Below are 22,144 nucleotides of genomic sequence, written 5' to 3' on the forward strand. Positions count from 1 at the left end.
CAATGACCACGCTGACCAATGCAGAGATTGCGGCGATCACATCCGGCACATGCGATGACCCGTTTGCACGGCTGGGGTTGCATCAGGTCGCGGGTAAATGGGTGCTGCGCGCCCATATCCCCGGCGCTGACCGGATCGACGTGCTGGACGCAGGTACCGGTCGCAAGATCATGGTGCTTTCGCAAATTGCGGACGGGCTGTTCGAAGGCGTCGCTGCACGACGCAAGAACCGCTTTGCCTATCTTTTGCGGATCACCCGCGAGGGTCACACCTGGGATACCGAAGACCCCTATGCCTTTGGCCCCGTCATGGGTGATTTGGATGAATACCTGATCGGCGAAGGGTCGCACCACCAGTTATGGCGCGTGCTGGGTGCCCATGTGATGACCCACGAAGGCGTGGCGGGTGTGCATTTCGCTGTCTGGGCCCCAAATGCGGCCCGCGTGTCCGTCGTAGGCGGGTTCAACACATGGGACGGGCGGCGGCATGTCATGCGCAAGCGGGGCACAACCGGCGTCTGGGAAATCTTTGTCCCGCGCATCGGTGAAGGCGAACACTATAAATACGAATTGCTTGGCCCGGACGGTTCGCTGCTGCCGCAAAAGGCCGACCCGTTTGGGTTCGGGTCCGAACATCCGCCAGCGCAAGCATCTATCGTGCGCCGCCTTGACGGGTTTGATTGGGCCGATGCCGATTGGCAGGCACAGCGTGGGCGGGCGATTGCGGTCGATGCGCCCGTGTCAATCTACGAGGTACATCTGGGATCGTGGCGGCGTGTGCCCGAAGATGGCAACCGCCCCCTGTCTTATCTGGAACTTGCGCGCGACTTGGTGGGCTATGTCAAAGACCTTGGCTTTACCCATATCGAACTGATGCCGATCAGCGAATTTCCCTTTGACGGATCATGGGGCTATCAGCCCGTGGGCCTTTTCGCACCCACGATCCGGCACGGCCCCTTGCAGGAATTTCGCGCTCTGGTCGAAGCGTGTCATGCCGCCGGCATCGGTCTGATCCTGGACTGGGTGCCGGGGCATTTCCCCGAAGACGCACACGGGCTGGGCCAGTTCGATGGCACAGCACTTTATGAACATGCCGACCGACGCGAAGGCTTCCACCCCGACTGGAACACGCTGGTGTTCAACTATGGCCGGCGCGAGGTGGCGAATTACCTGACGGCCAATGCATTGTATTGGCTGGAAGAACACCACGTGGACGGGCTGCGCGTCGATGCGGTGGCGTCGATGCTTTATCGCGATTATTCCCGCAAGGATGGCGAATGGATCCCCAATCAACACGGCGGGCGCGAAAACCTTGAGGCGATCGCCTTTCTGCAATCCACAAACAGCACCGTCTATGATGAAGTGGACGGCGTGGTGATGATCGCTGAGGAATCCACCGCCTTTCCCGGTGTAAGTGGCATGGTCGATCAGGGGGGGCTGGGGTTCGGGTATAAATGGAACATGGGCTGGATGAACGACACCCTGCGCTACATGTCCGAAGACCCGATCAACCGCAAATACCACCATGACAAGATGACGTTCGGGCTGCATTACGCGTTCAGCGAAAACTTCGTGCTGCCGATCAGCCATGACGAGGTCGTGCACGGCAAAGGGTCACTACTGGACAAGATGCCGGGCAACGGGGCGGATAAGTTTGCCAACCTGCGCGCCTATCTGGGGTTCATGTGGGGGCATCCGGGCAAGAAACTGTTGTTCATGGGCTGCGAATTTGCCCAAGGGCGTGAATGGAACCACAACAGCAGCCTTGACTGGCATCTGCTGGACAATGACCTGCACCGTGGCGTGCAAACGCTGGTGCGCGACCTGAACGCCACCTACAAGGCGATCCCTGCGCTGCATGAACTGGACACAAAAGCACGGGGTTTCGACTGGGTCGAAGGCGGGGCAAACGAGGAATCGCTGTTCATCTGGCTGCGCCTTGGCAAGGAAGGCAGCAAGCCCGCGCTGGTGATCAGCAACATGACCCCCGTCACCCGCCACGGCCGCCGTGTGGGCGTCCCGGCGCCGGGGTTCTGGGCCGAGCGACTGAACACCGATGCGGCACAATACGGCGGCAGCGGCAGCGGCAATCTGGGTGGCGTGCAAAGCGAGGCGGTCGCCGCATCTGGCAGGCCCCATTCCATCGTTGTCACGGTGCCGCCGCTTTCCACGCTGATATTCACACTCGACTGAAACCGTTTGGGAGGAACGACCGACATGGACACAGAATCACAGCGCCTTGCCCAGCAATCCATGGCCTTTATTTTGGCGGGTGGACGCGGCAGCCGCCTGTATGAACTGACGGATATGCGCGCCAAACCGGCGATGTATTTTGGCGGCAAGACGCGGATCATTGACTTTCCACTGTCAAACGCCGTCAATTCCGGCATCCGGCGCATCGGCGTGGCCACACAATACAAGGCCCATTCCCTGATCCGGCACCTGCAACGCGGCTGGTCGTTCTTTCGGGCCGAACGCAACGAAAGCCTTGATATCCTGCCCGCCAGTCAGCAACTGGGCGAAGACAACTGGTATCGCGGCACCGCCGACGCGGTCACGCAAAACATTGATATCATTGCCGGATACGCGCCAAAATACATCGTCATTCTGGCGGGCGATCATATCTACAAGCAAGATTATTCGCTGATGATCAAGCACCACGTCGAAAGCGGTGCGGATGTCACCGTCGGTTGCATCGAAGTCCCCCGCATGGAAGCGCGCGCCTTTGGCGTGATGCATGTGGATGAAAACGACAACATTCTGGAATTCGTCGAAAAGCCCGCCGATCCGCCCGCCATGCCCGGCGATCCCGATCATGCGCTGGCCAGTATGGGCATTTATGTGTTCGAGACCGAATACCTGTTCGAGCGACTGCGCGAAGACGCCGAAAACCCCGGCAGCGAGAATGATTTCGGTAAGGATATCATCCCCAAGATCGTCGCCACGGGCAAGGCCATTGCACATCCCTTTAGCCGGTCCTGTGTGCGGACGGGGCTTGAGGAGAAAGCATACTGGCGCGATGTCGGCACAGTTGATGCCTTTTGGCAGGCCAATATCGACCTGACCGATTTCAAACCGGAACTGGATCTGTTCGACAATGAATGGCCGATCTGGACGTATTCGGAACTGACCCCACCCGCCAAATTCATCCACAACGAGGAAGGGCGCAAAGGCCACGCCGTGTCGTCGATGGTGTCGGGGGGCTGTATCATCTCAGGTTCTACGCTGGATCAATGCCTGTTGTTCACCGGCGTTCGAACCCATTCCTATGCAGAACTGAATGGCGTCGTGGCGATGCCTTATGTGGAAATCGGGCGCAAGGCGCGGTTGACCAATGTCGTGATCGACCGCGGGGTAAAGATCCCACCCGGCCTGATCGTGGGAGAGGATGCCGCCGTCGATGCAAAACGGTTCCGCCGCACCGAAAACGGGATCTGCCTGATTACGAAAAAGATGATCGATGCTTTGGAAACCTAGATGAATATCCTCTTTGTGGCGTCCGAATGTGCGCCCTTCATCAAGACCGGCGGTCTGGCCGATGTGATCGGCGCGGTGCCCAAGGCGCTGAAAACGCTGGGGACAAAGGTGCGTATATTGCTGCCCGCCTACCCTGCCCTGTCGGGTGAATTGGCCAGAGGCACAGAATTGATGGCCCTGCCCGATCTGCACGGCGGTCCGGCACGGGTCGTGGCGGTCACCGCGCGTGGGCTGGACCTGTTGTTGCTGGACGCGCCGCACCTGTTTGACCGTGCGGGCAACATATACCTTGGTCCTGATGGAACGGACTGGCCGGACAACGCCCTGCGCTTTGGTGCGCTGTCATACGTGGGCGCACAGATCGCCATGGGCGCGCTGGACGGATGGACACCCGATCTGGTCAACGCGCACGACTGGCAGGCCGCCCTTGTGCCTGCCTATCTGGCAGCGGCAGGCAGCACCGTGCCGACGGTGATGACGATCCATAACATCGCCTTTCAGGGGGTATTTGATGCCGGCGTGCTGGGCCCGTTGGGCCTGCCCGCGGATATGTTCAGCGTGGATAAGGGCGAATATTATGGGCGATTCAGTTTCCTGAAATGCGGGCTGATGCTGGCTGCCAAGATCACCACCGTCAGCCCCACCTATGCCCGCGAGTTGATGGACCCCGATTTCGGGATGGGGCTGGATGGCGTGATGCAGGCGCGGCGTGCGGACCTGACGGGGATCGTGAACGGCATTGATCTGGATGTCTGGAACCCCGAAACCGATCCCGGCATTCCGTCCCCTTATTCGGTGCGCAGCCTGAAGAAAAAAGCGCAGAACAAATCCGCATTGCAAGACCGGTTCGGCCTGACCCATGCCGATGGCCCGCTGTTCTGCGTGATCAGCCGCTTGACCACGCAAAAGGGTCTGGACCTGTTGCTGAAGGTTCTGCCGTCGCTGTTGGCCCACGGCGCGCAACTGGCACTTTTGGGAACCGGCGACAAGGAAATGGAACAGGCCTTTGCCAACGCCGCCCGCCGCTATAGCGGACAGGTGGGCGTGATCATCGGTTATGATGAAAACCTGTCGCATCTGATGCAGGCAGGATCAGATGCAATCCTGATCCCCTCGCGGTTCGAACCTTGCGGGCTGACCCAGCTTTACGGGCTGCGCTATGGCACGATCCCGGTGGTGGCACGCACCGGCGGGCTGGCCGATACGGTGATTGATGCAAATCTGGCCGCACTGGATGCCGGTTGCGCCACCGGTGTGCAATTCGCACCTGTCACGACGGTGGGTCTGGAGCAGGCCATTGCGCGCACATGCGATCTGTTTGGGCAGCCAAAAACCTGGGCAGGAATGCAAAGACGGGCCATGCGTCAGGCGGTCGGTTGGGATGCCTCTGCCCGCGCGTATCTATCCCTGTTCGAAACCTTGATATGAGCCGCTTTGCGATCAAAAGCGGAACGCCCAAGACAATGGGCGTCACACATGATGGCGAAGGCGCGAATTTCGCAGTGTTTTCCGAGCATGCGCGCCAGATCGATCTGTGCCTGTTTTCCCCCGATGGCAAAACCGAGATGCAGCGCCTGCCTTTGCCCGAACGCACCGGCCCGGTGTGGCACGGCTACGTATCCGGCCTGCCCCACGGCACGTTATACGGCTACCGCGCGCATGGGCTTTACGCGCCCGAACAGGGCCATCGGTTCAACCCGAACAAGCTGTTGATTGACCCCTACACCCACGAACTTCACGGGACATTTACCGATGCGCCCGAAATTTATGGCTATGACGTCAGCAGTGACGATCTCTCGTTCAGCACGAGCGACAGCGCGGCCTTCATGCCGAAATCCGTCATTTCCCACCCTGATCTGTTCCAGCCTGCATTATCGTCCCTGACCCAGCCACCCACGTCCGAACTGATCTACGAGGCGCACGCAAAGGGGCTGACCAAACTGCATCCCGGCGTCGCGGAACATTTGCGCGGCACGTATGAGGGGTTGGCGTCGGATGCGATCATCGACCATCTGCACAAGATCGGCGTCAGCACGATCGAGCTATTGCCGGTCCAAGCCTTTCCCGATGACGGTTTTTTGGTCAAAAAGGGGCTGCGCAATTACTGGGGCTATAACACCATCGGGTTCTTCGCGCCTGAACCGCGCTATTTCGGGCCCGAAGGCTTTACCGGCTTTCGCAAGATGGTGCAGAAATTCCATGACAATGGCATCAGGGTGATCCTTGATGTGGTTTATAACCACACCGCCGAGGGCGACCACCGTGGCCCGACCCTTTCGTTTCGCGGATTGGATAACGCCAGCTATTATCGGCTGATCGGCGGGCAACCCCGGTATTACGTCAATGACGCAGGCACCGGCAATACGCTGAACATGATCAACCCGCATGTATTGCGTATGGTCACCGACAGCCTGCGGTTTTGGGTGACCCAGATGGGGGTGGATGGGTTCCGGTTTGATCTGGCGACAACATTAGGGCGCGAAAGCTATGGTTTTGATCCCAATGGCGGATTTCTGGATGCATTGCGGCAAGACCCGGTGCTGTCACAGGTCCGGCTTATTGCGGAACCCTGGGATCTTGGGCCGGGGGGCTATCAGCTGGGCAATTTCCCTTACGAGTTTTCCGAATGGAACGACACGTTCCGCGACACCACCCGCCGGTTTTGGAAAGGCGACGATCACAGCACACAGGAACTGGGTTCAAAGCTGCTGGGGTCTGCGGATATGTTTGACCGGTCGGGGCGGCGCACATGGGCGTCGATCAATTTCGTGACCAGCCACGACGGCTTTACACTGGCCGACACCTGCGCCTACAACGACCGCCACAATGATCCGAACCTTGAAGACGGGCGCGACGGGCATTCGGCAAATTATTCCGACAATTGCGGGATCGAAGGGCCGACGGATGATGCAGTGATCCTTGCCCGCCGCGGACGGCGCGCGCGCAACATGCTTGCGACGATGTTCCTGTCTCAGGGCACGCCGATGCTGCTGGCCGGCGACGAGATCGGTAATTCTCAAAACGGCAACAACAACGCCTATTGTCAGGACAATGCATCAGGCTGGATCAACTGGGGGCGCCCCGACCGGGCGCTGACCGATTTCGTCGCGCGACTTGCAGCCTTTCGGCGCGATCACCCCGCAGTGCGGCAATCGCATTTCCTGCACAGCCGCACACGCGAAAGCGACGGCTTGCCTGATGTGATCTGGACGGATTTCAACGGTCAACCGCTTGAATGGCGCGATCCGGCCCTGTCACGACTGTGCCTGATCAAGCGGCCTTCGGCGGAAACAACGCTTACCGAAAACGACCGCGACGTTGTCGTGATCGGATTCAACCGTTCGGGCAAGCGCGCGCAGATGAAACTGCCCAAGGCCCCACCGGGTGCGCAATGGGTCCGCCAGATCGACACGGGTAACCCGACGGGGCACAAAAGAACGGAACATGACCAGCGCTCTGCGGTCATTCAGGCCGCCAGCGTTATCGCTATCACACTTGAATATCACGAGGGGGAGTAGAGAATGACACGCATCGCCACCGCACCCATCAGCGGTCAGAAACCCGGCACATCCGGCCTGCGCAAGAAAACCCGCATCTTCATGGAACCGGGCTTTCTGGAAAACTTCGTGCAGGCCATCTTTGACGGGATCGGTGGAGCCGGCGGAAAAACCTATGTTGTGGGCGGCGATGGGCGCTACTTTAACAAACGCGCGATCCAGACGATCCTGAAAATGGCCGCCGCCAATGGGGCGGCGCATATCATCGTGGGCCGTGACGGGCTGTTGTCCACCCCGGCGGCGTCGCATCTGATCCGACTGAACAAGACCGACGGCGGCATCATCCTGTCGGCCAGCCACAACCCCGGCGGCCCGGACGAAGATTTCGGGATCAAGTTCAACACCCCCAACGGCGGCCCCGCCCCCGAAAATGTAACCGACGCGATCTTTGCCCGGACAGAAACCATTGACGGCTATGATATTCTTGAAGCTGACGACGTGGACCTTGGCACCGAAGGCGCGCAAACCCTTGGCGACATGCAGATCACCGTGGTCAACCCGGTGACCGACTATCAGGCGCTGATGCAGTCAATCTTTGATTTCGACGCGATCCGCGCGCTGTTCGCAGGCGGCTTTACCATCAGTTTTGACGCGATGCATGCCGTCACAGGTCCCTATGCCACGGCCATCCTTGAGGGCACGTTGGGTGCCGCCCGTGGATCGGTCGTCAACGGCACGCCGTTGCCGGATTTCGGCGGCGGGCACCCCGACCCGAACCCGGTCTGGGCAAAAGATTTGATGGATCAAATGATGGGGCCGAATGCGCCCGATTTCGGGGCTGCATCGGATGGCGACGGCGACCGCAACATGATCGTGGGACGCGGGGCCTATGTCTCACCGTCAGACAGCCTTGCAGTGCTGGCAGCCAATGCGACGCTGGTGCCTGCCTACAAAAGTGGCTTGGCCGGTGTTGCCCGATCCATGCCAACCAGCGGTGCGGCCGACAGGGTGGCCAAAAGCCTTGGCATCGCGATCTATGAAACACCCACCGGCTGGAAATTCTTTGGCAACCTGCTGGACGCCGGCCGCGTCACGATCTGTGGCGAGGAGAGCGCCGGCACCGGTTCCGACCATATCCGCGAAAAGGACGGGCTTTGGGCGGTGCTTTTCTGGTTGAACATTCTGGCTGCGCGCAAGATGTCCGTCGCCGATCTGATGCAGGATCACTGGCAGACATTTGGACGCAACTATTACACCAGACTGGACTACGAGGCCGTCCAAACCGAGGCCGCGACAGCGTTGATTGATGGTGTGCGCGCCCGGCTTGGCACCCTGCCCGGTCAGACCTTCGGCGATCTGACGGTCAAGGCCTGCGATGAATTCAGCTATCACGATCCGGTTGATGGAACGGTCAGCGACCATCAGGGCCTGCGCATCTGGTACGAGGGCGGCGCGCGCGCCGTGCTGCGCACATCCGGCACCGGCACCCAAGGGGCGACAATCCGCTGTTATCTCGAAGCGTTCAGCGCGGATAATCTGAACGATCCGTCCCGACTGGAACCGGTGCGCGCCGCAACGATGGCGCTGGCGGATTTTCAGGGGCATATCGGACGGACGGAACCAGACGTAACGACCTGATCTGACAGCCCTTTATGCCCTTAACCAAAGGTTGGCATACGGTCCCAGGACCACATGTGCGCCAGCCCGTTCAGGCGGCTGCCCTGTTAGCAGATCAATCGCGCCTTCGGGCAGGTCCAATGCCACCTGCTGTATTTCTTCGGTGAAATTCGCCAAACAGGTCACCTGCCGGTCATCACCTAACCGTTGATAGCAGAATACAGCCGAATTGCCGCAATCGACGACCCGTGTGGGGATGTCAGACGCCAGCTGAAGCGCCCCCTTGCGCGTGGCCATGATATGCCGCACACCCTGATAAATCCGCCCATGCGGCGTGCTGACGTCATGGCGCGTGTCCGCCTTGGACCAGTCCATTGCGGGGCGCTGCATCCAGCGGCTGTCGTCGGCCAGTACCGGATCGTCAGCGTAGCTGTAATCATTCATCAACCCCAGTTCATCACCCATATAAATCAGCGGGATACCCCCGAACGACGCGATCAGCGCATGGCCCATCAGAATACGCCGAATGGCCAGATCGACGGCCTGCGGATCTTCCGCGTGGCCTGCGGCCTCTAACCCTGCAAGGCTTGCAAAACTGCCATTGGTGCGCCTGTCGCCTGTGGCCGGGTTCGACTGGAAATCGGCCCCGCGTGCGAAACTGCCCGGAAACCTGCCGGTATAGAACTCCGCAAGAAACCCGCGATGGCCGGGGCCGGTCATCGGTGGGATATGGGCCGCATCTTCCTCGGTTATGGCCCAGCCGATATCGTCGTGGCAGCGAATGTAGGTCGCGAAACAGGCGCGGCGGAAACTTTCGGGAAAATGCGTGCGCAAGACATGGGTCATCAGCCGCGTATCGCGGGCGGCCAGCGACGACCAGAACTGCACCATCAGATTGTTATGATAGGCCAACTGGCTTTCGCGCCCTGCATGGGAACCAGTGCCAAGGTAGGGCACCAGATCTGTGGGGCCGACGATCGCCTCTGCCTTGTGAATGACGGCGGGCGCGGCGACACGTGTGGCCTGCGTCAGCGCCTGCAAGATGTCATGCACCTCTGGCAGGTTCTGACACCCCGTTCCCATGCGTTTCCACATGAACGCGACAGCATCCAGCCGGAACACCTCGACCCCCTTGTTGGCAAGGAACAGGATCGTATCGAGCACCGCCAGAAACACCTCGGGGTTTTCCCAGTTCAGGTCCCATTGGTATTCGTTGAAGGTGGTCCAGACCCATTTGCCGATATCGTCATAATAGGTGAAATTTCCAGGCGCCTGCGTCGGAAAGATTTCGACCAGTGTTTGTTCATATTGCCTGGGCAGGCGATCGTCATCGAACATCCGATAGAACGCCTGATAGAACGGATCGCCCCCGCGGGCCTTGACCGCCCATTCATGTTCCTTGGCGGTGTGGTTCAGCACCATGTCGATGCAGGGGCTGATCCCCGACGCGCGCAGCATCAGGTTGGACTTCTGGAAATCCGCCATCGTGCCCAGCGCCGGATTGATCTGGCGATAATCCATAACGGCATAGCCGCCATCGGACGGACCGGGGCGCGGTTTCAGACATGGCATCATGTGCGCATAGGTCACGCCAAGATCTGCTAGATAATCAATATGGGATGGCAAATGATCCAATCTGCCGACAAATCGGTCAATGTAGAATACATAAGCAACCATATCCTGCCCCAAAAACCAGTCCGGGTTCAGGTCACGTTCCAGATCAAGACGACGCAGATCAGCGGGGCGCGCCGTCCAGTGTTTTGTCAACAAATCCCGCAGCCGGTCCAGAAGCTCTTCAGGGTCAATCTGCCCGCCATAAAGCCGGGTCAACGGACCGATCAGATCACGCCTGCCCCGCTGCCAACGCAAGGCAAAAAGATCCTGATTTGTGATACGCTTTGCTGCAGGCGCGCGCATGACTGTCTGTCCCTTATCCCTTTGACACAGCGATGGGCCGACCGGACGTTCGCCGGTCGGCCCATTGGCCATATGATCATCCCAGTGATCGGCAAGGTCAACTATCGTGGCGCAATCCGGTTGCCTTGTCAAACCGGTGAATACGGTCGACAGGGGCGGTAAAGCCGATCATGTCGCCTTTGGCTTGAACGGGCGCCTGTTCCATCTTGACGATGAAATCGTTGCCAGCTTCACCGATCAGATGGACCAATGCGTATTCACCCAGGTTTTCGATCAATTCAAGCCGTCCGGAAACGATCGCTGTATCCAGCGCGCATGGCTGCATATGTTCCGGCCGGATACCGATATAGGTATCTGCGTCAGGGGCATGCGCGGTGCCGTTCACAACCTCACCGACGTTGAAAAAGTTCATCTTGGGGCTGCCGATGAATTGCGCCACAAACCCGTTCGCCGGCCGTTCATAAAGGTCGATCGGCGTGCCGACCTGTTCGATCCGGCCATCGCGTAGAACGACAATCTTGTCAGCCAGCGTCATCGCCTCGACCTGATCATGTGTGACATAGATCATCGTCGCACCAAGCCGCTGATGCAGCCGCGCAATTTCCAGACGGGTTTGCACCCGCAACGCGGCATCAAGGTTTGACAGCGGTTCGTCGAACAAGAACACCTGTGGATCGCGCACGATGGCGCGGCCGATTGCGACACGCTGGCGTTGTCCGCCCGACAGGTTGCGCGGGCTGCGTTCCAGATAGTCGGTGATCTGTAAAACCTCTGCCGCTGCCTTGACCCTTCGGTCAATCTCGGCTTCGGGGGTTTTGGCCTGTTTCAGCCCGAACGACATGTTCTTGTAGACACTCATATGAGGGTAGAGCGCGTAGGTCTGGAACACCATGGCAACGCCACGCTTGGACGGCGCCACCTCGTTCACGACACTGTCGCCGATCGAAACTGTGCCACTTGTAATCTCCTCCAGCCCTGCGATCATCCGAAGCAATGTTGACTTACCGCACCCCGAAGGTCCGACAAAAACGGTAAATTCCCCGTCCTTTATATCAAGGTCAACGCCGTGCATGACCTCTGCCGAGCCATAGGATTTGCGAAGGTCGCGAATTGTTACACCGGCCATTTTGTTTCCTTTTCCTTGATCTGTGCACGCAGTGCATCCGCGAACGCGGGATAAATGACGGGCAAATCGCCCCATAACTGTCGCGAAGTCACGAAACTGTCCTTGCCGTCATCCGACAGCATCGGCATCAGCAGGTCCCAACCGGGTTCGAGATAGTCAAATCCGATCCGCCCCGCGGCTACATGTTTGGCAAAGACATACCAGCTTGCTGCGGCGGCGATGCCGCAATCGGGCATGATCCCCTGTTGCAAACATCCCTCAAGCGTGGGTCGGATGAAAATCGGGAATTTTGCCATGCCGTCGGCGCAGATCCGAGCGATGGTATCGGCGATAGCCCCGTTCTTGAAACGCGCACTGATGCTTTTGAGGTATTCCGCCTTGTCGAAGGGCAATTTGATGGTCAGCCCCGGTAGAACTTCTTGCGTTTCGTAGCGCCAGAAGTGGTCGAACAGATCGGGGTGATCCATCGCGGCATCGAAGGTTGCGACACCTTCCAGCGCAGCCATGTAAGTCAGGCTGGTGTGGCCGCCGTTCAAAATTCTGATCTTCGCTTCCTCGTAAGGGTCCACATCGGGGGTTACGGTGACACCGACCTTGGCCAGATCCGGCATCGGGCCTGCAAAGTTATCTTCCAGAACCCACTGCACGAACGCTTCTGCCATGATCGGTGTGGCGTCCTGCGGGCCAAGGGCGGCCTCGATCTCGGCCCGCATTTCGGGGGTGCTGCGCGGTGTGATGCGGTCGACCATGGAACAGGGAAAGGTCACGTTCGCATCCACCCATGCGGCCAGTACATCCTGACCGGTGCCTGCCAGATAGGCCGCCAGGTTGCGGCGCAGCATCTTGCCGTTGCTACGGATGTTGTCGCAGCACAAGATAGTCAGTGGCGTTCCGCCCGCCTGCATCCGCGCGGCCAAACCGTCACACAGACAGGCGTAGACGCTTCTGACAGCTCCGCCCGCAAACTCTGCGGCTATGACGGGTTCGGCCGGGTTCAGCGCGCCGGCCGGGTCGGTATAATAGCCACTTTCCGTGACGGTGATCGTGACAATACGCACATCAGGACCAGCCAAAAGTGCGGCAACGCCTTCGCGATCCTGCGACCAGTCGGCAAAGCCGAGATGGCTGCGCACCCGCCGCAGGGCGGTTTCGCCGTCCGGTGCTACGGATTTCAGAAGATAGCCGTTTGCCCCCTGATTGGCGACAAAACTGTCTTGTTCGGCCGCGCGCAGGTTCACAGCGATGATCCCCCACCGCAGATCGCCGGTTTCTTCCATGTAGTCATCAAGATAAGCCGCCTGATGCGCGCGGTGAAACGCCCCGTATCCCAGATGCACCACGCCCGCCGTGCAGGCGCTGCGGTCATAGTTGGTTTGCGTTATTGCTGGCCAGGCCTGATGCCGCATCATAACCGCTCCTGGGTTGTCATCAGCTCTTTGCGCGCGATGTCGCGGTAAGCGGATGGGGTCGTTCCCTTCATCTTGAGGAAATGACGGTTAAAATTTGCAAGGTTCTGAAAACCAACCTGATAGCAGATCGTCGTCACCTGTTCGTCGGTGGCATAAAGCAGGCTACAGGCCTGGCCGATCCGCACGCGGTTCACGAATTCGATAAAACGGTTGCCAGTGATTGCGTGGAAATTCCGGCTGAAGGTCGCCCCACTCATCCCCGCCATCGCAGCGGCAGCATCGACCGACAGTTCATCGGCAAAGTTCTGAACGATATGATCGACAACGGCACCGATCCGTGTGTGTTTGCCGCCATCCTTGGGCTGCACCAGCTTGGCCACGGAGAGTTCTTTTTTTTCGGCATGTTCGTTCAGCCGCACCAGAAACCGGATAAAGGCCAGAATACGTTCCGGTCCGACACTGTCGCGGATCGCCTCGAAATGACCGCGCGCAAAGGTGGCGTTGAACCCGGTGAATTCGATCCCCGACTGCGCGGCAAGCAAAGTGTGACGCACCTCGCCAAATTCGGGAAAGGCCCGTGCAAGGCGGTCGATGCTGTTTTGACTGAACTGCACCAGCATATCACGTACCGCGACAGGTTCCTTCCAGACCTCATCCGTGATCCAGTTATGCGGCAGGTTGGGCCCGGTCAGAAAAAGAGTGCCGGGCTGAAAATCACCAATATAATCTCCCACAAACGCCTTGCCCCTTGTCGCGGTGATCAGGTGTAATTCGTATTCTTCATGCGCGTGCCAGCGGCACAGGTCGCTGGGCCAGCCATGTTCCAGATAGCGGATGCTTTGGGTGCTGCGATCGACCAGTTCAATTTCGGGGTGAATGATCGACATCAGATCAACGCAGCACGTTGCCGCCATCGACGCATAGCGTCTGGGCGGTGATATAGGATGATTGTTCCGTGGCCAGAAAAACGGCAACCCGCGCGACATCGGCAGGATTGCCCATATAACCAAGGGGCACAGCCTCTCCGACTTCGCGTTTCTTCTGTCCCGGTGCCTTGCCTTCGAACTTCGCGAAAAGCGCGTCCACATGCCCCCACATCGGGGTGTCGATCACACCGGGAGAAATCGCATTGACGCGGATCTTGTGCGGTGCCAGCGCCAAGGCCGAGGATTGCGTATAGCTGATGACAGCGGCCTTGGTCGCGCAATAATGCGCAACAAGCGCTTCACCCCGGTGGCCGGCTTGGCTGGCCAGATTGATGATCGACCCAGGCTTTTCAGCAGCGACCATGGCGCGGGCGGCAGCCTGCATGACCGCATAGAACGCGCGGACATTCACCCCGAAAAGCCGGTCGTATTGCGCCAGATCAGCCTGTAACACGTCGCCCATGTCGAAAATGGCCGCGTTATTGAACAAGATGTCAGGCTGGATGCCGGCAATCCAGTCACAACACCCCGCAAGCCCTGCATCATCAAGCAGATTGAAGGGTCGGTAAGTTGCTGGTCCGTCATAGTCGGGCGCGACGTCAGTGGCGTAAATGCGCGCGCCAAGCGCCTCCAGATGGCGCACCGCCGCATCACCGATACCGCCCGCCGCGCCCGTGACGACCGCCACCTTGCCTGTCAGGTCTGTCGGTGCCGGGTTCATTTCACGGCTCCGAATGTCAGGCCCTGCACCAGCTGTTTCTGACACAGCCAGCCAAAGACCACGATAGGCGCGCAGGCCAGCGTGGATACCGCCGAAAGTTTGGCCCAGAACAGCCCCTCTGGCGATGAGAACGACGCAACAAGCGCCGGCAACGTGCCGGCATCCGCCGCCGTCAGGTTGATCGCCCAGAACGCCTCGTTCCAGCACAGCACGATGGACAAAAGCGCGGTTGAAGCGATCCCGCCCCATGCCAGCGGCATTACAATTTGCGTGATTTCGTTATACGTCGATGTGCCGTCCATGCGCGATGCTTCCAGAATTTCCTTGGGAATCTCGCGGAAATAGTTGAACAGGATCAGCATGATGATCGGCAGGTTGATCATGGCATAGATCACCACCAGCACAATCCGCGTGTCCAGCAGCCCCAGTTTCTGCGACAGCAGATAAATGGGCATCAACACGCCGACCGCAGGCAGCATTTTCGTGGACAGCATCCACATCAGAATATCTTTGGTCCAGCGTCCGGGGTTGAACGCCATCGCATAGGCCGACGGAATCGCGATCAGCATCGCAAGCAGCGTCCCACCAACCGATGTGACGATCGAGTTCAACGCGAATTTGGTGTAATCGGTCCGGTCCTGAATCAGGGTGAAGTTTTCAAGCGTCGGTTCAAAGAACAGTTTCGGTGGGACCGCAATGGCCTGCAATTCCGTCTTGAAGCTGGTCAGCACCATCCAGAAGATCGGGAAAAAGAACAGGCAGGCCACGATCCAGGCCGCCACGACGGCGATCCTGTCTTTGAGCTGGGCGATTTGCTTGTCAGTCATGGGTCACACCGTCAATGTCTTGCCGACCGCGCGGATCAGAAAGATCGCGACGATATTGGCAAGAATGATTGCAAAGACACCCCCGGCCGAGGCGACACCGATGTCGAACCCCTGAAGCGCCTGGGTGAAGATGAGGAAGGTCAGGTTGGTCGATTGCACGCCCGGACCGCCGCCCGTGGTCACATAGATTTCTGCAAAGATCGACAGATGAAAGATCATCTGGATCAGCAGGACGATGGAAATCGGGCGCGCCAGATGCGGCAGTGTGAGGTTCCAGAATTGTGCCCAAAAGCCCGCGCCGTCCAAAGTGGCCGCTTCTTTTTGTTCCTGATCCTGGCTTTGTAGCGAGGTCATGAAGATCAGGATTGCAAAAGGCGTCCATTGCCAACTGACGATAATGATGATCGACAACAGCGGAAACTGCGCCAGCCAGTCAATCGGTTCGGCGCCGACGGCCTGGGCCACAACGGCAAAAAGCCCATAAATCGGATTCATCATCATATTTTTCCAGACCAGCGCGCTGACCGTGGGCATGATGAAGAAGGGCGAAATCAGCATGACCCGGACAATGCCGCGCCCCCGAAATGGCCGGTCGATCAGCATGGCAATGGCCAGACCCAAAACGACCGAGATGGCCAGGACCGACCCCACCAGCACCAATGTGTTGAACAGTGCCGGAAAGAAAGAAGGGTCGGTCCAGAAGAATTCATAGTTGGACAAGCCGACGAACCCGGACCGCTCTGGATAGAGCAGGTTATAGCGAATGGTCGAAAAATAGACCGTCATGCTCAGCGGCACGATCATCCACAAAAACAGGACGATGATGCTGGGGGCTTGAAGCCATCTGACAAGTGTCGGGTTCATGGGGTTGTCCCTCGTTCAAGAGAATTGGCGCGTTGACGCCCCGCGCGCGGCAGTTGACGGGGCGACAATCGGGGGCCGCGCGAACGCCGCCCCCGACCGGGAAGGTCAGTAATAACCTGCCTTGCGCATTTCGCGATCGGCTGCTTCCTGCGCGTTCGCAAGTGCTTCCTCGACCGTGATGTCACCGGCAAGTGCGGCTGTCATCTGTTGACCGACAGCCGTGCCAATCGCCTGAAACTCAGGGATCGCCGCAAACTGCACACCAACATAAGGTGATGGGTTCTGCGTCGAATTTTCAGGATCAGCCGACAGGATCGCCTTCAGCTCTGCCTCTGCGAACACGGCAGCGTCAGTAAAGTTGGGGTTGTCGTAGGTGGACTGACGTGTGCCTGTCGGGACAGCGCCCCAGCCATTCGTTGCGGCAACCAGCTCGATATACTCTTTCGAGGTGGCCCATTCGATGAATGTCTTGGCTTCTTCGGCGTTGTTGGTGCCTGCGGGAATGGCGAGCGACCAGGCCCAGAGCCAGTTCGAACCGCGCGTCGTGACGGCCTGTGGCGACTGCGCGAATGCGATGACATCTGCAACCTGTGACTGTTCGGGGTTGGACACGAAGGATGCCGCGATTGTCGCGTCGATCCACATGCCGCATTTACCCTCGTTGATCAGCGCAAGGATTTCGTTGAACGAATTGCCGCTGGACCCCGGAGGACCATAGTTGTTCAGCAGATCGACATAGAATGTCACCGCGTGGTTCCATGCGGGGCTATCCAGCGCAGGCGTCCAGTCTTCGTTGAACCACTGCGCGCCAAAGCTGTTGGCCATGGTGGACAGAAACGCCATGTTGTCGCCCCACCCCGGCTTGCCGCGCAGACAGATCCCGTAAACGCCGTTGTCCTTGTCGGTCATCGCGGCGGCGGCATCGGCCACATGACCCCAGCTTGGGTTGTCGGGCATTTCCATGCCGGCAGCATCAAGCAGATCCTTGCGATACATGATCATGCTGCTTTCACCATAAAACGGCGCGGCATAAAGCGTGCCGTCGTGGCTCAGACCGTTGCGCATGGCAGGCAGGATGTCTGCCACGTCATAGGCATCGCTGAATTCCAGCGCCTCGAGCCAGCCACGCTGCCCCCAGATCGGCGCCTCGTACATGCCGATTGTCATGATGTCGAACTGGCCGCCCTTGGTGGTAACGTCGGTTGTCACGCGGCTCCGCAGCGTGCCTTCGTCCAGTGTGACCCAATTTACGGTAATGCCGGGGTTTGCGGCCTCGAATGCAGGGGTCAGTTTCTGCATTTCGATCATATGGCCGTTGTTGACGGTGGCGATCGTCAGCTCACCGGCGAAAGCCATGGATGCACCGGCGACCCCAAGGGTCAGCCCCAGCGCAGTATTGCGAAGAGATGTCATGTTTTCCTCCCAGAAATCGCGAATGAAGTTGCAACGCGTGCCTTACCCTGCCGGTTTCCCTCCGGCACGGCCTATATCATTCCGTCAACCGCAAATACATTTATGACAGCAAACCAGCGATTATGCCGATTTACTGTCATAATAGTATGTTTTTGACAAACCAAATTGCAGACCGGGACACGTCGCTGCCGCAGCGAGGCACCTTTTCGATCTTGTTTACGTCAAATTAAGTCACCGTGCCCCATACAGAAGGCTCACGTTCTGCCTGATGAAATGGATTGCCCGAAATGACTTTGGACACCGCGCGTTTTGACCTTCCGCCAATTTTGAAAGTGGAAGAGTGTCAGACTCTCCATGTCTTCCTCCAACACGCTGAAGGCAGGCCGGTCACGCTCGACTGCGCCCGTGTCACGCGGTTGGGTGGGCTTGCCGCACAACTGATACAGATGGCGGCGACAACATGGGCTGCGAAAAACCTGCCCTTCACACTTGAAGCGCCCTCTGACGATTTTCGCAACTGTCTGGCAATCCTCGGCCTGGACAGTCTTTTGTCCGAAGGTGAGGGCGTGGCATGACGGCACATATCCTTGCAATCGACGATTCACGGACAATCCGGAACTTGCTGACAATGACGCTGGAAAAGGCGGGCTATCGTGTCACAACGGCGGTTGACGGTGTGGATGGCGTGAACAAGTTTCACGCAGAATCCGCCGATCTTGTGATCACTGACGTCAACATGCCGAACAAGGATGGCTTCGGCGTGATCTCGGACATCAGGGGGGGCGACAGGAACCGTGCTGTCCCCGTGCTGGTTCTGACCACCGAAAGCGGGGATGCGTTGAAGGAACGCGCTCGCAAGGCTGGTGCGACAGGCTGGATCGTAAAGCCGTTTGATGATGAATCGCTGGTCGCCGTGATCAAGCGGCTAACGGGGGTATAGGCATGGCGCATGACCCTTCAATCCTGGATACGTTCTTTGAAGAATGCGAAGATCTTGTTGTCGCCCTGTCCGAAGGGTTGGTCGACATGCGCGACGGGCGGGCCGATGATGAGACGCTCAATGCCGTTTTTCGGGCTGTCCATTCGATCAAGGGCGCGGCTGGTGCCTTTGCGTTGGATGAACTTGTTGGTTTTGCGCATAAATTCGAAACAGTGCTTGATGAAGTGCGCGCGCACCGCTTGCGAACCGATGATAGCTTGTTGCGCACCTTACAGCGAGCAGGCGACATCCTTGCCGATCTGGTCGACGATGCGCGCAACCAGACCCCGGCCAATCGCGACGTTGTCGATCCTGTCCTTGCGGAACTGCAATCCGTCCTTGGCCCCGAGGCTGAAAACGCCGCTGATGATTTTGTTTTCGAGGCCATGCCCCTTGATTTCGATGACCCAGACACCCCGTCGCAAGATTACAAGATCACCTTTCGGCCCGGACAGGAATTTTACGCCTGCGGACATGATCCTCTGCTCTTGGTCATTGCGCTTCGGGAATTGGGTCTGACAACGGTTTCGGTCGATACCGCCGGACTGCCCGACAGCCTTGACGACTTTGAATGCAACGACGGCTATTTGATCTGGACGGTAACGCTCTCGGGTCCCACCACAGATCTGCCGATCCTTGAGGTATTCCAGTTCGTCGATGATCTTTGTGATTTTCAGATAGAAAGCAGTCATGTTGACGCAGGCACTATTGACCCCATCAATGTCGCAGTGCCGCCCCAAGTAGATGTGCCCACGCCGACACCGGATAATGCCAGCCAGCAAGATACCACAGATCGTCCCGCCAAAAAGACGGCCACGACATTACGTGTCGATCCCGAACGTGTTGACCGGTTGATCAATGCCGTTGGTGAATTGATCATCAACCAATCGGTCATCTCTCAACGACTTCAAGAAGCCAACCTTCCCAATTCGGCAGAACTTTTCGCGGATCTTGACGACTATAAACTGCTTGCCCGGGAAATTCAGGAAGGCGTGATGGCCATCCGGGCACAGCCCGTCAAACCGCTCTTCCAGCGCATGTTGCGCATCGCACGGGAAGCCTGTGACGTGACACGCAAAGACATAGAAGTGATCACCGAAGGCGAAAATACCGAGGTTGACAAGACTGTCGTCGAACGCTTGGCCGATCCGTTAACCCACATGATCCGCAATGCAATCGACCATGGCATCGAATCCCCGCAAGCGCGAATCACAGCGGGTAAGCCTCCACAGGGTATTTTGCGTCTTTCCGCCAGTCAGCGCTCAGGCAGTATCGTAATCGAAATAGCCGATGACGGGGCCGGGCTGAACCGTCCGAGGATCCGGGATATTGCCATCAAGAAGGGTCTGGTCGCAGATGACGCGCTGCTGACAGATCAGGAGATCGATCACCTGTTATTTGCGCCTGGTTTTTCTACCGCGGCCGAAATCACCAACCTATCAGGGCGCGGTGTCGGGATGGATGTGGTCAAGACCGCAATCACGGCCTTGGGGGGCCGTGTCTCCATCACCACGGTTCCCGGGCATGGAACAACTTTTTCAATCACCCTGCCCCTGACCCTGGCCGTGATGGACGGCATGATCATCAATATTAGCGGACAAACTATGGTCGTCCCGATTACCGCCATACTTGAAACGGTGCGACCGTCAGCAAGTGACCTTTCCAAGATCGGCCTGAACAGCGAACTTCTCAGGATCAGGGGCGACTACGTCCCGATCATTGATCTGGCCGCACGGCTTGGCCAGCCGCCGTCCGGCAAACCAATGACAGAGAGGGTTCTCCTGCTGATCGAAACTGAAAACATTCCGCAATGTGCCTTGGCTGTCGATGATATTTTTGACCAGCGCCAAGTCGTCGTCAAAAGCATGCAGGGCAACTATGGCGAAATTTTCGGTGTCTCCGGTGCAACAATTCTGGGCGATGGAAAAATCGCACTGATTATCGACCCAGATGCAATCACCTCTGATACCGGCACCCAATCGCACATCAATCTGAAAAATGAGAGAGGTCGGTCAAATGTCGCCGCCTGACAAAAAAAGCCAAGCCAGACAGATGGAATTCGTGACCCTTGTCGCAGGTGGCCAGAACTTCTGCATCGAAATTACACAGATCAGGGAAATTCGGCGATGGACACCGGTGACGATCCTGCCACATTCACCACAATATGTACTGGGTGTCATCAATCTACGCGGGGCAGTGATTCCGATCATCGATCTCGCCGCGAAACTCGGTTTTGAGCGGATATCACCATCTGAACGTCATGTTATCATCATTACAGCCATCGAAGATCGTATTGTCGGCTTACTGGTTGAATCGGTTTCCGAAATCCTTGGTATCGGCTCCGACATGGTCCGTGAAACGCCACGCAGCCCAGAAGATGCCACGATACGCGCGATACTTGGCGTAATTGCTGTGGGTGACGACATGACTAAGGTCATCAACCTATCAGCACTACAGCCCGGCGCTGAGCAGGTGCCTGCATGACCCTTCATAACGCCGCATTGCGCAAAAAGGACCACCTGCAGGAATATGCGTTCTCGGATGCTGATTTCAAAATGATCGCAGATCTGGCCAGCCGCAAATACGGTCTTTTTCTTCAATCCTCGAAAAAGGCGCTGGTTTATTCACGCCTGGCCCGACGGCTGCGCGCGCTCGGTCTCGGTAGTTTTCGGGAATACTGTGCTTTGCTGGACACCCCCGGCGACACACAGGAACATATGCAGCTGCTATCTGCACTGACCACGAATGTCACACATTTCTTCCGCGAGGAACATCACTTCAAACAGTTGCGTGATGATATTCTGCCACATTTGTTGGAAAAGGCTGGCAGTGGTGACTGCCTGCGGATTTGGTCATCTGCCTGTTCCGCTGGACAAGAGGCCTATTGCCTCGCAGCAATGATTATCGATCTGTGCCCCGATGCCAATAATCGCGACATCAAGGTGCTGGGCACAGATGTGGATCCTGTCATGATCCAGAAGGCACAGGCGGGCATATACCCGAAAGATCAGCTCGGCGCGATACCGGCGGCCTATCGTGACCTGATGGTTGGCACTATCCAAGATCCTTCCGGCACCTTCAGTATGCGCTCGGAATTGCGGAACCTGATTTCATTTGGTCCACTGAACCTTATCGACCAATGGCCAATGAAGCGTGGATTCGATGTCATCTTCTGCCGTAATGCCGCGATCTATTTCGACAAAGAAACACAGGTGCGTTTGTGGCGTCGGTTCGCACAGATACTCAAGCCCGACGGGTATCTGATGATTGGACATTCGGAACGATTATCAGGCGACGCCGTGAATTATTTCAGGAATGTCGGCATCACGACCTACCAGAAATTGAACACGACAGACTGACGAGTAAATCGGA

Annotated in this window: 18 protein-coding genes; 10 read left to right on the forward strand and 8 right to left on the reverse strand. The window is 58.0% G+C overall.

Going from position 1 to position 22,144, the window contains the following annotated elements; translation table 11 throughout:
* Positions 1 to 2: 2 nt before the first annotated feature.
* The 5 genes from glgB to ACTG4B_RS09850 are packed head-to-tail and all read left to right on the forward strand — an operon-like array spanning position 3 to position 8,611.
* Complete coding sequence (gene glgB / locus ACTG4B_RS09830) at positions 3 to 2,192, forward strand: 1,4-alpha-glucan branching protein GlgB (protein WP_439155522.1); 2,190 nt, start codon at positions 3 to 5, stop codon at positions 2,190 to 2,192.
* Between the two features lie 24 nt (positions 2,193 to 2,216).
* Positions 2,217 to 3,476, forward strand: a complete 1,260-nt coding sequence (gene glgC, locus ACTG4B_RS09835; RefSeq protein ID WP_439155523.1) for a glucose-1-phosphate adenylyltransferase — start codon at positions 2,217 to 2,219, stop codon at positions 3,474 to 3,476.
* Complete coding sequence (gene glgA / locus ACTG4B_RS09840) at positions 3,477 to 4,904, forward strand: glycogen synthase GlgA (RefSeq protein WP_439155524.1); 1,428 nt, start codon at positions 3,477 to 3,479, stop codon at positions 4,902 to 4,904. It begins immediately after the preceding gene.
* On the forward strand, positions 4,901 to 6,994 hold the full coding sequence (glgX, locus tag ACTG4B_RS09845; protein WP_439155525.1) for a glycogen debranching protein GlgX: 2,094 nt from the start codon (positions 4,901 to 4,903) through the stop codon (positions 6,992 to 6,994). The genes glgA and glgX overlap by 4 nt, the downstream gene beginning before the upstream one ends.
* A 3-nt stretch (positions 6,995 to 6,997) precedes the next feature.
* Complete coding sequence (locus ACTG4B_RS09850; RefSeq protein WP_439155526.1) at positions 6,998 to 8,611, forward strand: alpha-D-glucose phosphate-specific phosphoglucomutase; 1,614 nt, start codon at positions 6,998 to 7,000, stop codon at positions 8,609 to 8,611.
* Positions 8,612 to 8,623: 12 nt separating this feature from the next.
* On the opposite strand, the gene ACTG4B_RS09855 is transcribed toward ACTG4B_RS09850, so the two are convergent.
* The 8 genes from ACTG4B_RS09855 to ACTG4B_RS09890 form a co-directional block, all read right to left on the reverse strand.
* Positions 8,624 to 10,507 (reverse strand): alpha-amylase family glycosyl hydrolase, encoded by a 1,884-nt coding sequence (locus ACTG4B_RS09855; RefSeq protein WP_439155527.1) that lies wholly within the window; start codon positions 10,505 to 10,507, stop codon positions 8,624 to 8,626.
* Positions 10,508 to 10,604: 97 nt separating this feature from the next.
* Complete coding sequence (locus ACTG4B_RS09860; protein WP_439155528.1) at positions 10,605 to 11,633, reverse strand: ABC transporter ATP-binding protein; 1,029 nt, start codon at positions 11,631 to 11,633, stop codon at positions 10,605 to 10,607.
* Positions 11,621 to 13,042 (reverse strand): mannitol dehydrogenase family protein, encoded by a 1,422-nt coding sequence (locus tag ACTG4B_RS09865; protein WP_439155529.1) that lies wholly within the window; start codon positions 13,040 to 13,042, stop codon positions 11,621 to 11,623. The genes ACTG4B_RS09860 and ACTG4B_RS09865 overlap by 13 nt, the downstream gene beginning before the upstream one ends.
* The gene (locus tag ACTG4B_RS09870; protein WP_439155530.1) at positions 13,039 to 13,929 is read right to left on the reverse strand and encodes a helix-turn-helix domain-containing protein; all 891 of its coding nucleotides are present in this window, start codon (positions 13,927 to 13,929) and stop codon (positions 13,039 to 13,041) included. The genes ACTG4B_RS09865 and ACTG4B_RS09870 overlap by 4 nt, the downstream gene beginning before the upstream one ends.
* A 4-nt stretch (positions 13,930 to 13,933) precedes the next feature.
* Positions 13,934 to 14,689, reverse strand: coding sequence for an SDR family oxidoreductase (locus tag ACTG4B_RS09875; RefSeq protein ID WP_439155531.1), 756 nt, complete (start codon positions 14,687 to 14,689; stop codon positions 13,934 to 13,936).
* Positions 14,686 to 15,516 (reverse strand): carbohydrate ABC transporter permease, encoded by an 831-nt coding sequence (locus tag ACTG4B_RS09880; protein WP_439155532.1) that lies wholly within the window; start codon positions 15,514 to 15,516, stop codon positions 14,686 to 14,688. The genes ACTG4B_RS09875 and ACTG4B_RS09880 overlap by 4 nt, the downstream gene beginning before the upstream one ends.
* Before the next feature lie 3 nt (positions 15,517 to 15,519).
* Positions 15,520 to 16,380 carry a carbohydrate ABC transporter permease gene (locus ACTG4B_RS09885; protein ID WP_439155533.1) on the reverse strand — a complete coding sequence of 287 codons (861 nt, stop codon included), beginning with the start codon at positions 16,378 to 16,380 and terminating at the stop codon, positions 15,520 to 15,522.
* Positions 16,381 to 16,485: 105 nt separating this feature from the next.
* Complete coding sequence (locus ACTG4B_RS09890; RefSeq protein WP_439155534.1) at positions 16,486 to 17,793, reverse strand: ABC transporter substrate-binding protein; 1,308 nt, start codon at positions 17,791 to 17,793, stop codon at positions 16,486 to 16,488.
* A 287-nt stretch (positions 17,794 to 18,080) separates the two neighbouring features.
* Between ACTG4B_RS09890 and ACTG4B_RS09895 the strand changes: the two genes are divergently transcribed.
* The 5 genes from ACTG4B_RS09895 to ACTG4B_RS09915 are packed head-to-tail and all read left to right on the forward strand — an operon-like array spanning position 18,081 to position 22,131.
* Positions 18,081 to 18,368 (forward strand): STAS domain-containing protein, encoded by a 288-nt coding sequence (locus ACTG4B_RS09895; protein WP_439155535.1) that lies wholly within the window; start codon positions 18,081 to 18,083, stop codon positions 18,366 to 18,368.
* Positions 18,365 to 18,733 carry a response regulator gene (locus ACTG4B_RS09900; RefSeq protein ID WP_439155536.1) on the forward strand — a complete coding sequence of 123 codons (369 nt, stop codon included), beginning with the start codon at positions 18,365 to 18,367 and terminating at the stop codon, positions 18,731 to 18,733. Before ACTG4B_RS09895 ends, ACTG4B_RS09900 begins: the two co-directional genes overlap by 4 nt.
* Before the next feature lie 2 nt (positions 18,734 to 18,735).
* A complete protein-coding gene (locus ACTG4B_RS09905; protein ID WP_439155537.1) occupies positions 18,736 to 20,802 on the forward strand; it encodes a chemotaxis protein CheA in 2,067 nt (688 codons plus the stop codon).
* The gene (locus ACTG4B_RS09910) at positions 20,789 to 21,256 is read left to right on the forward strand and encodes a chemotaxis protein CheW (RefSeq protein WP_439155538.1); all 468 of its coding nucleotides are present in this window, start codon (positions 20,789 to 20,791) and stop codon (positions 21,254 to 21,256) included. Before ACTG4B_RS09905 ends, ACTG4B_RS09910 begins: the two co-directional genes overlap by 14 nt.
* On the forward strand, positions 21,253 to 22,131 hold the full coding sequence (locus ACTG4B_RS09915; RefSeq protein WP_439155539.1) for a CheR family methyltransferase: 879 nt from the start codon (positions 21,253 to 21,255) through the stop codon (positions 22,129 to 22,131). The genes ACTG4B_RS09910 and ACTG4B_RS09915 overlap by 4 nt, the downstream gene beginning before the upstream one ends.
* The last annotated feature ends 13 nt before the right edge of the window (positions 22,132 to 22,144 follow it).

Source organism: Yoonia sp., from assembly GCF_965660735.1.
GTDB lineage: Bacteria > Pseudomonadota > Alphaproteobacteria > Rhodobacterales > Rhodobacteraceae > Yoonia.

Coding starts and splice junctions, on each gene's coding strand:
- glgB (WP_439155522.1), top strand. CDS start 3: ATGACCACGCTGACCAATGCAGAGATTGCGGCGATCACATCCGGCACA.
- glgC (WP_439155523.1), top strand. CDS start 2,217: ATGGACACAGAATCACAGCGCCTTGCCCAGCAATCCATGGCCTTTATT.
- glgA (WP_439155524.1), top strand. CDS start 3,477: ATGAATATCCTCTTTGTGGCGTCCGAATGTGCGCCCTTCATCAAGACC.
- glgX (WP_439155525.1), top strand. CDS start 4,901: ATGAGCCGCTTTGCGATCAAAAGCGGAACGCCCAAGACAATGGGCGTC.
- ACTG4B_RS09850 (WP_439155526.1), top strand. CDS start 6,998: ATGACACGCATCGCCACCGCACCCATCAGCGGTCAGAAACCCGGCACA.
- ACTG4B_RS09855 (WP_439155527.1), bottom strand. CDS start 10,507: ATGCGCGCGCCTGCAGCAAAGCGTATCACAAATCAGGATCTTTTTGCC.
- ACTG4B_RS09860 (WP_439155528.1), bottom strand. CDS start 11,633: ATGGCCGGTGTAACAATTCGCGACCTTCGCAAATCCTATGGCTCGGCA.
- ACTG4B_RS09865 (WP_439155529.1), bottom strand. CDS start 13,042: ATGATGCGGCATCAGGCCTGGCCAGCAATAACGCAAACCAACTATGAC.
- ACTG4B_RS09870 (WP_439155530.1), bottom strand. CDS start 13,929: ATGTCGATCATTCACCCCGAAATTGAACTGGTCGATCGCAGCACCCAA.
- ACTG4B_RS09875 (WP_439155531.1), bottom strand. CDS start 14,689: ATGAACCCGGCACCGACAGACCTGACAGGCAAGGTGGCGGTCGTCACG.
- ACTG4B_RS09880 (WP_439155532.1), bottom strand. CDS start 15,516: ATGACTGACAAGCAAATCGCCCAGCTCAAAGACAGGATCGCCGTCGTG.
- ACTG4B_RS09885 (WP_439155533.1), bottom strand. CDS start 16,380: ATGAACCCGACACTTGTCAGATGGCTTCAAGCCCCCAGCATCATCGTC.
- ACTG4B_RS09890 (WP_439155534.1), bottom strand. CDS start 17,793: ATGACATCTCTTCGCAATACTGCGCTGGGGCTGACCCTTGGGGTCGCC.
- ACTG4B_RS09895 (WP_439155535.1), top strand. CDS start 18,081: ATGACTTTGGACACCGCGCGTTTTGACCTTCCGCCAATTTTGAAAGTG.
- ACTG4B_RS09900 (WP_439155536.1), top strand. CDS start 18,365: ATGACGGCACATATCCTTGCAATCGACGATTCACGGACAATCCGGAAC.
- ACTG4B_RS09905 (WP_439155537.1), top strand. CDS start 18,736: ATGGCGCATGACCCTTCAATCCTGGATACGTTCTTTGAAGAATGCGAA.
- ACTG4B_RS09910 (WP_439155538.1), top strand. CDS start 20,789: ATGTCGCCGCCTGACAAAAAAAGCCAAGCCAGACAGATGGAATTCGTG.
- ACTG4B_RS09915 (WP_439155539.1), top strand. CDS start 21,253: ATGACCCTTCATAACGCCGCATTGCGCAAAAAGGACCACCTGCAGGAA.